16 protein-coding genes are annotated in these 14,697 nt (G+C 66.9%); 7 read left to right on the forward strand and 9 right to left on the reverse strand.

Annotated elements, in window-relative coordinates; translation table 11 throughout:
• Window positions 1–13: 13 nt before the first annotated feature.
• From AC0J5K_RS01475 to AC0J5K_RS01485, 3 genes are all read right to left on the reverse strand, one after another.
• Window positions 14–619, reverse strand: a complete 606-nt coding sequence (locus AC0J5K_RS01475) for a superoxide dismutase family protein (RefSeq protein ID WP_274565853.1) — start codon at window positions 617–619, stop codon at window positions 14–16.
• The gene (locus AC0J5K_RS01480) at window positions 609–1,160 is read right to left on the reverse strand and encodes a BON domain-containing protein (protein ID WP_074836918.1); all 552 of its coding nucleotides are present in this window, start codon (window positions 1,158–1,160) and stop codon (window positions 609–611) included. The genes AC0J5K_RS01475 and AC0J5K_RS01480 overlap by 11 nt, the downstream gene beginning before the upstream one ends.
• Before the next feature lie 125 nt (window positions 1,161–1,285).
• A complete protein-coding gene (locus AC0J5K_RS01485; protein WP_274565852.1) occupies window positions 1,286–1,633 on the reverse strand; it encodes a hypothetical protein in 348 nt (115 codons plus the stop codon).
• A 188-nt stretch (window positions 1,634–1,821) separates the two neighbouring features.
• On the opposite strand from AC0J5K_RS01485, the gene AC0J5K_RS01490 reads away from it, so the two are divergent.
• The gene (locus tag AC0J5K_RS01490; protein WP_274565851.1) at window positions 1,822–2,871 is read left to right on the forward strand and encodes an AI-2E family transporter; all 1,050 of its coding nucleotides are present in this window, start codon (window positions 1,822–1,824) and stop codon (window positions 2,869–2,871) included.
• A gap of 3 nt (window positions 2,872–2,874) precedes the next feature.
• On the opposite strand, the gene ligD is transcribed toward AC0J5K_RS01490, so the two are convergent.
• Both ligD and ku read right to left on the reverse strand, forming a co-directional pair.
• Entirely contained in the window at window positions 2,875–5,319 is a 2,445-nt protein-coding gene (gene ligD / locus AC0J5K_RS01495; RefSeq protein WP_274565850.1) for a DNA ligase D, read from the reverse strand.
• Window positions 5,320–6,144 carry a non-homologous end joining protein Ku gene (gene ku, locus AC0J5K_RS01500; protein WP_274565849.1) on the reverse strand — a complete coding sequence of 275 codons (825 nt, stop codon included), beginning with the start codon at window positions 6,142–6,144 and terminating at the stop codon, window positions 5,320–5,322.
• 207 nt (window positions 6,145–6,351) lie between these two features.
• Here ku and AC0J5K_RS01505 point away from each other — a divergent pair, with 207 nt between their 5' ends.
• From AC0J5K_RS01505 to AC0J5K_RS01530, 6 genes are all read left to right on the forward strand, one after another.
• Window positions 6,352–7,527, forward strand: coding sequence for a substrate-binding domain-containing protein (locus AC0J5K_RS01505; RefSeq protein WP_048529333.1), 1,176 nt, complete (start codon window positions 6,352–6,354; stop codon window positions 7,525–7,527).
• Between the two features lie 75 nt (window positions 7,528–7,602).
• Entirely contained in the window at window positions 7,603–8,367 is a 765-nt protein-coding gene (locus AC0J5K_RS01510; protein ID WP_074836924.1) for an ABC transporter ATP-binding protein, read from the forward strand.
• The gene (locus tag AC0J5K_RS01515; protein WP_074836926.1) at window positions 8,360–9,085 is read left to right on the forward strand and encodes an ABC transporter ATP-binding protein; all 726 of its coding nucleotides are present in this window, start codon (window positions 8,360–8,362) and stop codon (window positions 9,083–9,085) included. Before AC0J5K_RS01510 ends, AC0J5K_RS01515 begins: the two co-directional genes overlap by 8 nt.
• Window positions 9,082–10,113 carry a branched-chain amino acid ABC transporter permease gene (locus tag AC0J5K_RS01520; protein WP_048529339.1) on the forward strand — a complete coding sequence of 344 codons (1,032 nt, stop codon included), beginning with the start codon at window positions 9,082–9,084 and terminating at the stop codon, window positions 10,111–10,113. Before AC0J5K_RS01515 ends, AC0J5K_RS01520 begins: the two co-directional genes overlap by 4 nt.
• Complete coding sequence (locus AC0J5K_RS01525) at window positions 10,113–11,165, forward strand: branched-chain amino acid ABC transporter permease (protein ID WP_074836928.1); 1,053 nt, start codon at window positions 10,113–10,115, stop codon at window positions 11,163–11,165. Before AC0J5K_RS01520 ends, AC0J5K_RS01525 begins: the two co-directional genes overlap by 1 nt.
• The gene (locus AC0J5K_RS01530; RefSeq protein WP_274565848.1) at window positions 11,162–11,926 is read left to right on the forward strand and encodes an alpha/beta fold hydrolase; all 765 of its coding nucleotides are present in this window, start codon (window positions 11,162–11,164) and stop codon (window positions 11,924–11,926) included. Before AC0J5K_RS01525 ends, AC0J5K_RS01530 begins: the two co-directional genes overlap by 4 nt.
• On the opposite strand, the gene AC0J5K_RS01535 is transcribed toward AC0J5K_RS01530, so the two are convergent.
• Genes AC0J5K_RS01535 through AC0J5K_RS01550 form a run of 4 tightly spaced genes read right to left on the reverse strand, consistent with a single transcriptional unit; the run spans window position 11,904 to window position 14,680 of the window.
• Window positions 11,904–12,272: a hotdog family protein gene (locus AC0J5K_RS01535; RefSeq protein ID WP_274565847.1), complete on the reverse strand. Its 369-nt coding sequence runs from the start codon at window positions 12,270–12,272 to the stop codon at window positions 11,904–11,906. The genes AC0J5K_RS01530 and AC0J5K_RS01535 overlap by 23 nt on opposite strands.
• Entirely contained in the window at window positions 12,269–12,631 is a 363-nt protein-coding gene (locus AC0J5K_RS01540; protein ID WP_074836929.1) for a MaoC/PaaZ C-terminal domain-containing protein, read from the reverse strand. The genes AC0J5K_RS01535 and AC0J5K_RS01540 overlap by 4 nt, the downstream gene beginning before the upstream one ends.
• Window positions 12,618–14,108: an AMP-binding protein gene (locus AC0J5K_RS01545; protein ID WP_244526498.1), complete on the reverse strand. Its 1,491-nt coding sequence runs from the start codon at window positions 14,106–14,108 to the stop codon at window positions 12,618–12,620. The genes AC0J5K_RS01540 and AC0J5K_RS01545 overlap by 14 nt, the downstream gene beginning before the upstream one ends.
• Window positions 14,105–14,680, reverse strand: a complete 576-nt coding sequence (locus AC0J5K_RS01550) for a TetR/AcrR family transcriptional regulator (protein WP_274565846.1) — start codon at window positions 14,678–14,680, stop codon at window positions 14,105–14,107. Before AC0J5K_RS01550 ends, AC0J5K_RS01545 begins: the two co-directional genes overlap by 4 nt.
• Window positions 14,681–14,697 lie beyond the last annotated feature (17 nt).

Genomic DNA, 14,697 nt, shown 5'->3' on the forward strand with positions numbered 1-14,697 from the left:
TTCACGGTATCTGTCAGTCGATCACCGCACAGGCCAGCCGTGCGCCGGCATCGCCGGAGGGCTGGCTCCGATAATCGTCGGCGCCGGCATGCAGCATCAGCGCCCGCCCCGAGATATTGTCACGGTCGCCACCGAGGATCACATAGGTATTCAGCACCTCGGCCCGCAGCGTGCCGTCGGCCGCGACCCATTGATTGGGCATGTCGCCGGAATGCGGCGCCTCTTCGGCCAGGAAACCGTGATTGGTCTCGGACACCGAGAAATGGCCGCCGGCGGAATTGAAGCCGTCTTCGGGATCGCAATCGCCGGTTTCATGGATGTGAAAGCCATGCCAGGTCTCTGGCGGCAAATCCCGCAAGTCGAGCGAGATCAGCACGCCATAGGAGGTGCCGGTCAAGGTCGCGGTGCCGATGTCCTTGCCCTCGGCCGAAATGAAAGAGACCTCTTGCTCGGCCGCGTCGGCCTCCTGGGCCGCCACCGGAATCGCCTGGCTGACGCAGAGTGCGCCAGCCAGGAGGAGCCCGCCTACGAAGGGCACAGCACGGGCGGGCTCACCTGCCGCCGCCGCCAAGGGACCGGCGGCGGTCGGATGGGAAAAATCGGTTGGATCAAGGCGCATGGTTCTGAATTCTCAGGTTGTTCTGGACATGGGTGACGCCGGAGACGCTGTCGCAGCAATCCTCGGCAAAACGCTTCGCCCGACGGGTGTCGACGGTGCCGCTCAACGTGACTTCGCGGTCGGCCACCGAAACCTCGATCTCCGAGGCGTCGACCCGGGGGTGATCGGTCAGCCGGTCGTTCACATCCTCTTCGATGCGGGCGTCAGACCGGACATAGCCCCTGGGGCCGCGACCGCGATGGTCGGCCTCGCGCCGGGCCTCGGCCGCGTCATCGCCGAACCACGAGGCGATCTCGTCGCCGGCCCTGTCCATGAAGTCGCGTTCTTGCCGGTCATCGGGCCGGCCGGAAAAGCGGCGCATCGATGGCATGTAGGGGGCGGCATAGAGTTCGGGGGCCATGGGGCCCATGCCGTACCACGGCGGCACCCACCAGCCCGGATCGCCCCGGCGATAGGGATCGCGATCCTCGCGGCGGGAATGGCTGCGTCGATACAGCTCCTCTCGCGCTTCTTGCTCGGTCATGTCGTCGTGTCTGGCCATAACTTCGCTCCTTTCGGCGTTTCATCCCGGCTTCGGGGCCGCACCGCCTGGCCGCAGGCCCCGACCGGGACGGGTTTCAAGGAAACATGTGGCGCTGGTCTTTGTTCCTGACCGGGCCGAGAATGTCAGAGCGGGATCAGCACAAGCGCGACGATCAGCCCGACCAGCAGCACCAGCCCCACGATCATCGCCGGCAGCCAGTGCTGGTGGGGCGACTGCCGTCGCCGCCGGGACGGGCGGTCGGTCTGCCCCTCGGCGCGGCCCAACTCCTGCGCCTGCGCCCGGCGCAGCTGCGCGCGGGTCGGCGGGTGGCCTGCCGCCTCGTCATCCGTGCCAAGCGGGGCGGCGGCGGGGTCGGGAAAGGCCACCTTGTCTCCGGCGCCGCCATGGTCGATCTTGTTGCGCAGGCGTGCGGCGCCCGCCCCCTCCGATCGCTTCGCTCTGTCGCTCTGCTTGTCGTCGGGGGATGTCATGCTGTGCCTTTGTCGTCGGTTGGGGGTCTGTTGACCCAACGTTCCAGTGCTTTGAATGTTCCGTCAGGCGGCACGGAACCGCCATGGGGCCGGGCGGGTTTGGTACGCAATATGCCTCAATTCGCCCTTCACTTCCCGCCCCGATGCGGTGCCGCCGCACCGGAAACTCGCCAGCCGGAGAGCTGCGCATGGCACTGAAATCGCGCCGCAGCGGGCCGGCGCAGGCCTTTCTCGTGGGCATCGGCCTGCTGGCGGTGATCGTCCTGGCCCTGGCGCTCTGGCAGGTCCGGTGGATCGTGTTGCTGGGTTTCGGCGCAATCCTCGCGGCCATATTGCTCAACGCCGCCGCATGGTGCCTGCGCCGCGTGCTGCCGATGGGCCAGGTGTCGGCCGTCATCCTCAGCGTGACCTTGCTGATCCTCGTCGGGGTCGCGGCCTTCATCCTGCTCGGCGCGCAGATCGTTTCGGGGCTGCTCGAGATCCAAACGCAGATCCCCGAGGTGATCCGCACAATCGACAGCTGGATCGACCTCGGCGACGTCGAATCCTGGATCGGTGCCCGGATGGACGAGCCGATGCAGATGGGGTCGGTCTTTTCCGGCCTGACCAGCGCGACATCGATCCTGATTGCCCTGGGCACCGGGATCGCGCTGGTGTTTGTCGGTGGCGTCTATCTTGCGCTGAACCCGGAAGGATATCGCGACGGCGCCCTGGCCCTGGCCCCCGCCCATCTTCGGCCGCGCCTGCGACAGACGATGGCGGCCTTGGTGCGCGCGCTGCGAGCCTGGCTGGTCGGGCAACTGGTGGCGATGTTCGCAGTTTTCGGGATGACGACCGTCGGGCTCTGGCTGCTGGGGGTGTCGACGCCGATCGCGTTGGGCGCGATTGCCGGCCTGCTGGAATTCGTGCCCTATGTCGGCCCGCTGACCAGCGCGGTGCCCGCGGTGGCGGTGGGCATCATGGACGGTCCGACAACGGCGCTCTGGGTGATCCTGCTTTATTTCGCAGTGCAGCAGATCGAAGGCGCATTGCTGATCCCGCTGATCCAGCGCGAGGCCGTCGACCTACCGCCGGCCATCACCGTGTTCTCGATCGTGGGGCTCGGCGTGCTGCTTGGCCCGCTCGGGGTGATCCTGGCGGCGCCGCTCACAGTTGTGGGCGTGGTGCTCGCGCGCGAGCTCTGGTGCCCCTGGATGGCCGCGCGCGGGGTAGAGGAGGCGTCCGAGGCGGCGGAGTGAGCCTCAGTCCTCCTCCGCCCAGGCATTGAGCTTGTCGATCACGCCATCGCTCAGCGATTGCAGATCGTCCTGAAGCGCCACGGCGGGGCAGGGCCGGTCCATGCGCCGCGCCATGTCGCCCAGCGAAAAGGCTTTCGCGCTCTTCAGCTCTGCCAGCTCGTCCCATGTCACCGGAACGGCCACGGGCGCGCCCTGGCGCGCGCGCAGCGAATAGGGGGCGATGGCGGTCGCGCCGCGTTCGTTGCGCAGCCAGTCGATGAAGATCCGGCCCTTGCGCTTGGATTTCGACATCGTGGCGGTGTAGCGGTCGGGCGCCTTTTCGGCCATCACATGGGCAAAGGTCTTGGCAAAGAGCTTGACCGTGTCCCAGCCCCGGCTGCGTCGCAACGGCAGCCAGACATGCACGCCCTTGCCACCGGTGACGATTGCCCCCGAGGCCAGCCCGAGCCGATGCAGCCGGTCGCGCACCTCGAAGGCGGCGTCGCGCACCGCGTCCCAGCCCAGCCCCTCGTCGGGGTCGAGGTCGAAGACCAGCCGGTCGGGCCGGTCAAGCCGGTCGGTGCGCGCGCCCCAGACGTGGAATTCCACCGTGCCCATCTGGGCCGCGGCAACAAGGCTCTCGGGGCGGGTGGCGTAAAGGTAATCCTCGGCCTTGCCGTCGCTTTCCTCGATCTCGATGCGCGCCACCGCCGGTGGCATCGAGCCGCCGTGTTTCTGAAAGAAACAGGCGTCCTCCAGCCCGCCGGGGCAGCGGTAGAGCGACAGCGGCCGGTGCGACATCAGCGCCATCATCCGCTTGCCGACGCGGGCGTAATGCCGCGCGATGTCGAGCTTGCTGCATCCGGCCTCGGGAAAGACCTGCCGGTCGGGGCTGGTGATGGTCTGGTTCAGGACAATTGTCTCCACGTCACTCTCCTTTCCGGTCTCGAGCTGCACCTCGTCGGCCACCTTGTCCTCTCGCAGGCCCAGATAGCTGCCGTGACGGACAAGGCCGTCGCCGGTGAACTCGGTGAATTCGACCTCGGCTACCAGCGCCGGGGTGACCCATTTGGCGGCCCGGGCGACCTCGCTCGGCACGTCGTCAAAGGGGGGCGTCTTGCGCGGCTTCATGGCCTGTTCCAGCCGCTCGAAATCCCGTTCGGCAAAACCGGTGCCGACGCGGCCGCGATAGCGCAGCCTGCCGTCCTGGTTGGAGCCGATTAGCAGAGAGGCAAAGGGCCGGCCGGGCTTGTCCGAAGGGCTGTAGCCGCCGATCACGAATTCCTGCCGGCGCGAACATTTGATCTTGCGCCAGGCCTTGGTGCGGCTGCCACAATAGGGCGCGTCGCGGCGTTTCGAGACAATGCCCTCGGCGCCACCTTCGCAAGCCTGCCGGAACACCTCGGGGCCATGGCCGACGACGTGTTCGCTCATCCTCAGCGCGCCGTGTTTCGGCAGGCCCGAGAACAGTTCGGCCAGCGCCTCGCGGCGTTCGTCCTGCGGCCGGCCGGTCAGACCCGTGCCATCGCGCGACAGCAGGTCGAAGGCAATGAAGATCAGCGGCCCGCCTTCCGACAACGTTCGTTGCAGCGAGGAAAAGGCAGAGCCTTCGATCCGCGCCGCCATCACCTCGCCGTCGATCAGCGCCGAGTCGCAGGGCAGGGGGCCAAAGGCCTCGGCGAGCGCCCCGTAGCGGTCGGTCCAGTCCTTGCCGGAGCGGGTGAAGAACCGGGTGCCGCACTTGCCCAACGCGGCCAGCGTGCGATAGCCGTCAAGCTTGATTTCGTGCAGCCAGTCGTCGCCCTCGGGCGCGGCCTTGTAGAGCGTGGCGAGCTGCACATCGCGAAATTTCGGGGCCTCGGCCGTGCGTTTGCGCGCGGCCGGGCGTTCGACGCCATCGGCGATGTCCTCCATGCTGCGTCCGGTGGTGACAGAGGTCGTGAAGTCGCGGGTCAGCGCGTCGGGGTCGTCTTCGGTCAGCTCGTCGCGCTCCTTGATCAGCAGCCAGTTCTCGCGGTTTTCCTTGCCGCGCATCCGCACCAGAGCCCAGCCGCCCTGCATCCGTTCGCCCTCAAGGGTGAATTTCAGTTTGCCCGCTTCGAGCCCCGCATCCACGTCGCCCTCCGGCGTCCAGGTGCCGGTGTCCCAGAGCATGACGGTGCCGCCGCCATATTCGCCCTTTGGAATGGTGCCCTCGAAACCGGCGTAATCCAGCGGGTGATCCTCGGTGCGGACCGCAAGGCGTTTTTCGCCCGGGTCGGGGCTCGGCCCCCTGGTCACCGCCCAGCTCAGCAGCACGCCCTGCCATTCCAGCCGGAAATCATAATGCAGCCGGCTGGCGTCATGTTTCTGCACCACGAAGCCGGGCTTGCCATCGGCGCGACCGGCATTACCGCCCCTGGGCTCGCTGGTGCGGGAGAAATCGCGTTTGCAGATGTAATCGGAGAGTTTGTCGGGGGTCTCGGCCATCTAGGATGCTTTCTTCTTGCGGTTGCGTCCTTTCTTTTCGGCAGAGTCGAGGCTTTCTTTCAGCGCCGCCATCAAGTCGACGACATTCTCGCCCGGGCTTTCCGCCTCGTTGCTGGTGCTGACCCGCGGCGTCTTCTTGTTCTTCTTCTTGGCCTCCAGCAGATCGCGCAGCGCCTCGGCGTAGCTGTCGGAATAGCTCGAGGCGTCGAACGGCGCGGTCTTGCGGTCGATCAGCGAGGTCGCGACCTCGAGCAGCTCCTTGTCGGCCTTGGCATCCTCGATCTGGCCGAACATCGGCTCGGCCTCGCGAAGCTCATCGGCATAATGCAGCGTTTCCAACAGGATGCCGTCGCCACAGGGGCGTACGGCGGCGAGGTATTCTTTGCCGCGCATGGTCAGCTGGCCCAGCCCGGCCTTGCCGCTCTGGCGCAGCGCGTCGCGGACCACGCGATAGGCCTCTTGCGCCAGTTCGTCCGAGGGGACCAGGTAATAGGGTTTGTCGAAATAGATCGGCGGGATCTCGGCCATCTCGACGAATTGCACCAGTTCGAGCGTTTTCTTGGTCTCAAGCTTGATCGCGTCGAGCTCGTCCGGCTCGATCAGGATGTATTCATCGTCATCCACCTCATAGCCCTTGACGATCTCGTCCCGGTCCACCGGGCCGATGCCCGGCACCGATTTTTCATAACGGATGCGCTTGCCCGAGGGTTTGTGGATCTGGCGAAACGAGATCTTCGCGGCGCTGCGGGTGGCGGAATAAAGCTCGACCGGGATCGAGACGAGCGACAGGCGAAGCTGGCCTTTCCAGAGCGCGCGGGGGGCCATGATTCACGGCCACCTTGCGGGGGCGGGGCTGGAAGAATGCGCTTGGGTCATGGGCCGGCTCCTTTTTCTGTCCAACCGCGCGCCGCCGCGATTGTTCCGAAAGGCCCGGCCGGCGCCCGTCGTCATGGCGGCGCCGCCTTTTCATTGACATGAAGCATGATTCATGTCTCATATTTGAGCATTGAAATTCCTTGGGAGGAGTTCGGAATGAAACGTTTGTTTACGGCCGGGGTCGCGGCGCTGCTCTGTGCCGGCGCCGCCTCGGCGGAAATTCGCATTGCCCATGTCTATGGCAAGACCGGCCCTTTCGAGGCCTATGCCAAACAAAGCCACGATGGCCTGATGCTGGGGCTGGAATATGCCACCGACGGCAGTATGGAGATCGACGGCGAGCCGATCGTGGTGATCGAGAAGGACACCCAGCTGAAACCCGATCTCGGCAAGGCGCTGCTGGCCGAGGCCTATGGTGACGACGACGCCCATATCGCAGTGGGGCCGGTCAGCTCGGGCGTCGCGCTGGCGATGCTGCCGGTGGCCGAGGAATATGAACGCCTGCTGATCGTCGAGCCGGCGGTGGCCGATTCGATCACCGGCGAGAACTGGAACCGCTATGTCTTTCGCACCGGGCGCAATTCGTCCCAGGATGCGATCTCCAACGCCGTCGCCCTGGGCGGCGAAGGGGTGACGATTGCCACGCTGGCGCAGGATTACGCCTTTGGCCGCGACGGCATTGCCGCCTTCCGCGAGGCGCTGGACGGCACCGGCGCCAGCATCGCGCATGAGGAATACGTGCCCACGGACACCACCGATTTCACCGCTGCGGCCGAGCGGATCTTTACCGCGATGAAGGACATCGAGGGCGAGAAGCGGCTGTTCATCATCTGGGCCGGCGGCGGCAACCCGATGAGCAAGATCCAGGCGATGGACCCGTCGCGTTTCGGCATCGAGATCGCTACCGGCGGCAATATCCTCGCCGCGCTCACCGCCTACAAGGAACTTCCCGGCATGGAGGGGGCGACCTATTATTACTACGAGATCCCCCAGAACCCGGTGAACGACTGGCTGGTCAAGGAGCATATGGCCCGGTTCGACAGCCCGCCGGATTTCTTCACGGCCGGCGGCATGGCGGCAGGCATCGCCGTGGTCGAGGCGATCCGCAAGGCCGGAGGCGCCGAGGACACCGAGGCGCTGATCGCGGCGATGGAAGGCATGGAATTTGAGACGCCCAAGGGCATGATGCGGTTCCGGCCCGAGGATCATCAGGCGCTGCAATCCATGTACCACTTCCGCACCGAGGTGCAGGAGGACAAGGATTACGGCGTGCCGGTGCTCGTGCGCGAGATCGGCATCGACGAAATGGACATTCCGGTCCGCAATCAGTGACACCTTGGGGCGGGTGGGTCGCAAACCCACCCGCCGCCCTCCGATGCAGGGTGGGTTGCAATCCACCGTTCCGCCATGACCCAACCGCTTCTCGAATCCCGCGATCTCACCGTGCGCTTTGGCGGCCATGTTGCCGTTGACGCGGTAAGTTGCGCCTTCGCCGCCGGTGAGCTGACTGCCATCGTTGGGCCGAATGGCGCCGGCAAGACCACTTATTTCAACCTGATTTCCGGCCAGATCGCCGCCAGTGCCGGCCAGGTGCTGCTGCGGGGCGAGGACATCACCCGCCAGTCGGTCGCGCGGCGCTGTGCCGGGGGGCTGGGGCGGGCGTTTCAGCTCACCAACCTGTTTCCCGACCTGACCACGCTGGAAAACGTCCGGCTGGTGATCCAGGCGCGCCGCGCCAAGGGCTTCAACCTGCTGTCGATGGCTGCCTCCGATAACGACTTGCGCGACGCGGCGCTGGCGGTGCTCGAGCGGGTGCGCATGACCGCGCTGCGCGACACCAGGGTTTCGGAACTCAGCCACGGCAATCAGCGCAAGCTCGAGGTGGCGATGCTGATCGCGCTCGATCCGGCGGTCTACATGTTCGACGAACCCACCGCCGGGATGAGCGCCGACGAGGCGCCGGTGGTGCTTGATCTGATCGCCGGGCTCAAGGCCGAGCGCGACCGCACCATCCTGCTGGTCGAACACAAGATGGACGTCATCCGCACGCTGGCCGACCGTATCATCGTGCTGCACAACGGCGCCCTGGCCGCCGATGGGCCGCCGGGCGAGGTGATGGCGATGGAGGTGGTGCAGGAGGCCTATATGGGAAAGGATCTCGCCCTTGTCTGACCCCATCCTCTCGCTCTCGGGCGTCTGTACCGACATCGCCCAGTACCACATCCTGCAAGGCGTCGATCTCGAGGTCGGGCGCGGCGGCGTCACCATGCTTCTGGGCCGCAATGGCGTCGGCAAGACCACGACGCTGCGCACCGTCATCGGCCATTGGCAGGCCCGCGCCGGCAGCATCCGCTTTGACGGCCAGGAGATCACCCGCATGCCGACGCCGGACCGTGCCCGCGCCGGCATCGGTTTCGTGCCCGAGGACATGGGCATCTTTTCCGGCCTCACGGTCGAGGAGAACATGACCCTCGCCGCCGCCTCCGGGCCGCTGGATACGGCCCGGCGCGACTGGCTGTTCTCGGTCTTTCCGCCGCTCAGAACCTTCTGGCGCTCGGCCGCCGGCACGCTCTCGGGCGGGCAGAAACAGATGCTGTCGATTGCCCGCGCCATGGCCGAGGAGCGCCGGCTCTACCTGATCGACGAACCCACCAAGGGCCTCGCCCCGGCGATCATCTCGACCATGGTCGGCGCGCTGCGCGAGCTGAAATCGCAGGGCGCCTCGATCCTGATGGTCGAACAGAACTTTGCCGTCGCCAAGGCGCTGGGCGACCAGGTGGCGGTGATGGAAGACGGCTGTATCATCTGGACCGGCGCGATGGCCGACCTGGCCGCCGACGCCGCGTTGCAGGAGCGGCTGATGGGCCTGAGCATGGAGGTGGAGGCATGAGCGTCGCGCCCGATCACAGCCCGACCTTTGCCCGCACCTCGCTTGCCGAGCGGCTGAGCAGGGCGGCGCCCTATCTGTTGGTCCCCGTGCTTGTCGTGCTGGGCTTTCTTGCCATTGGCGCGCCGTCGTCCTGGCTGACGCTGACCGTCTCGGGCCTCGCCATGGGCATGATGATCTTTGTCATGGCCTCGGGGCTGACGCTGGTCTTTGGCCTGATGGACGTGATCAACTTCGGCCATGGCGCCTTTATCTCGGTGGGGGCCTTCGTCGGCATCTCGGTTCTGCTGGCCTTGGGCAGTTGGACCGGCGCGCCGTCGCTGGCGCTCAACGTCGCGGCGGTGATGCTGGCGGTGGTGGCGGCGATGATCGTCACCGGCGCGCTGGGCTGGGCCTTCGAGCGGGTCATCGTGCGCCCCGTCTATGGCGCGCATCTCAAGCAGATCCTCGTCACCGTCGGCGGGCTGATCGTGATCGAGCAGCTGATCCATGTGGTCTGGGGGCCGGACGAGATCTTTCTTACCCGCCCCGAGACGCTGAAAGGCGCCTTTACCTTCGCCGGGGCCGCGATCGAGAAATACCGCCTGCTGGCGGTTGTTGTCGGCCTCGTGCTCTTTGTCGCCATGCGGCTGGTCTTCACGCGCACCAAGATCGGGCTGATCGTCCGCGCCGGCGTGCAGAACGGCGAGATGGTCGAGGCGCTGGGCTACCGGTTGCGGCTGGTCTTCATCGGGGTCTTCATCGCCGGATCGGCGCTGGCCGGCCTCGGCGGCGTGATGTGGGGGCTCTATCAGGAGGTGATCACCGCCGGCATGGGCGAGGAGATGATGATCCTGGTCTTCATCGTGGTGATCATCGGCGGGCTGGGCTCGATCGAGGGCGCTTTCATCGGCGCGCTGCTGGTCGGGCTGTTGCAGAATTATATCGCCTTTCTCGAACCCAAGCTGGCGCTGATTTCCAACATCGGGCTGATGACGGCGATCCTGATGTGGCGGCCGCAGGGGATGATGCCGGTGGTGGAGGCCAAGTGATGCTGACCAGACTGCTCTCCGGCGACCGGCCCCGGTCGCTTGTCCTCACCGTGATCCTGCTGGCGATCCTCGGGGCGCTGGCCTTTGCGCCCTTCCTCTTTCCCGGCGTGCGCTCGCTGGAAACGGCGGCGCGGATCTGCATCTTTATCGTGCTGGTGGCCTCATATGACCTGCTCCTGGGCTACACCGGCATCGTCAGTTTTGCCCATACGATGTTCTTTGGTCTCGGGGCCTATGGCGTTGCGCTGGCTTCGGACGCGATGGGCCGGGGCTGGGGCGCCCTGGCGGTCGGCACGGTGGCCGGCGCGCTGGCGGCGGCTGTGCTGGCGGCGGTGATCGGCATGTTCTCGTTGCGGGTGCGGGCGATCTTCTTTGCCATGATCACCCTGGCTGTGGCCTCGGCGGTGGCGGTGCTGGTCAGCCAGCTCTCGGCGATCACCGGCGGCGAGGACGGGCTGAACTATTCCATCCCGCGCGAATTGACACCGGCCTTTCGGCTGGGCGAGGTCATGGGCGTCAGGATCAACGGCAAGCTGCTGAACTACTACCTGGTGTTCACCTGCTGCCTCGTGCTCTTTCTGGTTCTGCTGCGCGTGGTCAACTCTCCTTTCGGCCGGGTGTTGCAGGCGATTCGCGAGAACGAGTTCCGGGCCGAGGCGATCGGCTATCGTGTGGTCTACTACCGCATCATCGCCACCTGCCTGTCTGCTTCGGTGGCGGCGCTGGCGGGGAGCCTGTTTGCGATCTGGCTGCGCTATGTCGGGCCGGATACCACGCTGTCCTTCACCATCATGCTCGACATCCTGCTGATGGTGGTGATTGGCGGCATGGGCACGATCTATGGCGCGGTGATCGGGGCGGCGATCTTCGTGCTGGCGCAGAACTACCTGCAAACTCTGATGGGATCGGCCGCCGAGGCCACCGCCGGCCTGCCGCTGGTGCCCGACCTGCTCAACCCCGACCGCTGGCTGCTGTGGTTGGGCGTGCTGTTCATCCTCAGCGTTTATTTCTTTCCGACCGGCATTGTCGGCCGCCTGCGGACCGGCCGTTGAGCGGCAGACGTCCGCTGATCCTGCTGCATGGCTGGACCATGTGTGGCGCGATCTTCGACGATCTCGCCGCGCGGCTGGGCGATGTGGCGCAGTGCCATGCGCCCGACCTGCCCGGCCATGGCGCGGCGGCGGACCGCCCGGCGACGCTCGACGCCTGCGCCGCGCTGGTCGCCGAGCAGGTGGCCGCAGCCCGGGCTCCGCCGGTGCTCTTGGGCTGGTCGATGGGGGCGGCAGCAGCCTGGCGCTATATCGCGCGGGAGGGCTGTGGCGCGCTCGCCGGGCTGGTCACGGTGGACATGAGCCCGCGCCTGCGCCCGGCGGCGGATTGGTGCCACGGGCTGAAGCGGCAGAGCGCCGAGGACATTATGCGGGCGACCGCACGCATCCGGCAGGACTGGCCCGCCGCGACCGGCAGCATCGCCGCCAACATGTTCGCCACGCCGGCCGGTGCGCCGGGGCTGGCGCCACAGCAGGCGCGGCGGCTGATCCTGTCGCAGGACGCGGCGGCGATGCAGGCGCTCTGGGAAGATTTGCTGACGCTCGACGAACGCGCCACGATTGCCGGGATCGATCGGCCTTATCTGGTCTGTTCCGGGGCGCAAAGCCGGGTCTACCCGGCCTCGGCCGCCACCTGGCTGGCGCAGGCCGCGCCGCAGGCCCGGCACCAGGTCTTTACCCGTTCCGGCCATTCGCCGCATCTGGAAGAGCCGGCGGCGATGAGTGACGCCCTGCGCCGCTTTATCCGCGCGCTGCCGGCGTGACGTCCCGCGCCTTGACCAGCGCACGGCCTTCGCAGATCACCTGACCGCCGGCATCGGTGCAGCGCGCCCAGAGATCGACGAGGTGTTTCTCGGGCCGCAACCGGGTGATCTCGACCGTCGCCGTCAACTCGGTCTCCGGCGCGGCCCGGCCGGTAAAGTGCAGCTCCTGCTTGAGGTAATTCGTTCCCGCGCCCGGCAGGTCGACCCCGAGCAGATGGGAAAACAGCGCCGCGATCAGCGGTTCGGGCACATGCGCCGTGGGCGCGGCCCCGGCCAGCGCGGCAAAATCTGCCAGATCGGCGGCGGTATAGCTGCGCCTGAGCTCGGCCCTGTCCCCGACCTTCATGCCGCGATCTCCGTTTCGCCCAGAAGCACCTCGGCGCCGTCCTCGGCCCGCACCGCGCGCAGTTCGAGCCGCCCGGCCTGCGTTTCGCGTACCGTGAGATGCAGCCGCTCGCCGACAAAGGCCGGATTGGGAAACATCATCGTCTGGCGGAGCTGCCGCGCCTCGGGACGCGCCTGACGGATCAGCCCCCAGAACCTGGCATAGATCAGCATGCCATGGCTCACCGTGCGGCCGAAGGAGGTGCGGGCGGAAAACGCCGGATCGACGTGGATCGGGTTGTCATCGCCCGAGACCCGGGCGAAGGCGTCAAAGTCGGCTTGCGTCGGGCACCAGTCGGCGGAGAGATCAATCGGCGGCATCGCGTGCCCTCAGTTCGGATTTGCGCACCTTGCCGGCGGCGGTGCGGGGAAAGTCCTCGACCAGATGCAGCCGCGTCGGCACCTTGTAGCCGGCGAGTCGCGCGCGGCACCAGGGCCGCAGCGCCTGCGGATCGAGCCGCGTGCCCGGCCGGGCGATGACAAAGCCTTCGCCGACCTCGCCCCATTTTGCATCCGGCACGCCCACCACCGCAGCCTCGAGCACGTCCGGGTGGCTGTGCAGCACCCTCTCGACCTCGGCCGGATAGACGTTTTCGCCGCCCGAGACATACATGTCCTTGATCCGGTCGACGATGAAGTAATAGCCCTCGCCATCGCGCCGCCCGATGTCGCCCGAGCGCAGCCAGCCGTCCTCGGTAAAGGTCGCGCGGGTGGCCTCGGGGTTGTCGAAGTAACCGGGGGTGATGTTCGGCCCGCGCATCTCGATTTCGCCTTCGCCGGGCTGGCCATCGGGCACGCCTGCCAGCCGCACGTCGGTCAGCATCTGGGCATGGCCGACCGAGCCGATCTTGTCAGAGGCGCGGGCGGCGTCCATCAGAAAGACCGTGGGGCCGGTCTCGGTCATGCCGAAACCGTTGAGCACCTTGCAGCCGCGCGCGGCAAAGAAGCGGATCAGCGGCTCGCCCAGCGGCGCGCCGCCGCAGCCGCAGCGCAGGGTTGTCCAGTCGATCCGCTCGACGTCCGGCAAGAGCGAAAAGGCCTGAAAGATCGCCGGCACTCCAAAGAACTGCGTCACCTGGCCGGCGCGGATCAGGGCCAGGATCGTCTCGGGTTCGAACCGGGGCAGCACGGTGGAATGACCGCCGTTGAGAAACAGCGGCAGGGTGTAGAGATTGATCCCGGCGGTATGAAACAGCGGCAGGAAGTTGACCGAGGTGTCGGCGCCGGTCAGTGCCACCGCCTGACCGATGTTGACCGCATTGGCCCAGGCCATGCGCGGCGTCTGGATCACCGCCTTGGGCCGGCCGGTGGTGCCGGAGGTGAATAGCAGATACCAGGGCCGCTCGGCCGGGATCGGCGCGTTGCGGGGCGGGGCCGGGCTGGCCATCCAATCCGCCAGATCGTCGAAGGAAAAGACCGCAAGGCCGGTGTCTCTGGCGAGATCGGCCGCCAGACCGGCATGCGGCGCGTCGTGGATCAGGGCGCGCGGGCGCACCGGCGCCAGGGTTTCGAGCAGTTCCGGCACCGGCTGGCGCCAGTTCAGCGGGCAGAGAATGATGCCGGTTTTCTGACAGGCAAAGAGCAGCACAAAGAACTCGACCCGGTTGAGGCAGAGCAGCGCCAGCCGGTCGCCTTCGTTCATTCCATGGTGCAGAAGCGCGGCGGCGACCGCGTCGGCGGCGCGGTTGATGTCGGCAAAGCCCCAGACCCGGCCGCTGGCGGCATCGGTGAACCCCGGCGCCTCGGGCGTGATCTCGGCCCGCTTGTGCGCCATGTCGGGCAGGGCGTCCGGGCTCACGGCACCAGCCCCTCGCTGATCATCCGGAAGGTTTCCTCGACCACCCGGTCGATGTCGGGCTTGTCCTCCCAGAGCACGAAACGTTCGCCCAGCGTCTTGGAAATGCCCATCAGGGCCCAGGCGCGGATCTCGGCGTCGCCTTCGGTGATCTCGCCTGCCGCCTGCGCCCGCCGCAGCTGCGCGGCATAGGCCCTCGCGAAGCTGGTGAAGTAATTGCGATAGGCCTCGGGGTCGACAAACCGCGCCTCTTCGACAATGCGGTAGAGCGCCGGGCGGTCGGCCACGAAGCTGAGAAAGGCGTGCAGGCCAGCGCGTTCCGCAGCAAGCCGGTCGGGCGCCTCGGTGACCGCCTCGGCCACCATGGCGCGGGTCAGCCGGCCCATTTCCAGCACCAGCTCGCGGAAGATCTCTTCCTTGCTCCTGAAGTAGATGTAGAACGTGCCAAGCGCGGTTTCGGCCTCGCGCGTGATGTCGGCGATCGAGGCCATGGAAAAGCCCTTGTCACCGATCACCACCTCGGCGGCATGCAAGAGCTGGGCCCGGCGTTCAAGCCCGCGTTTGGTTTTTGGCAATCCCTGCGTCATGACGC

This window comes from Marinovum sp. E3 (assembly GCF_055755275.1).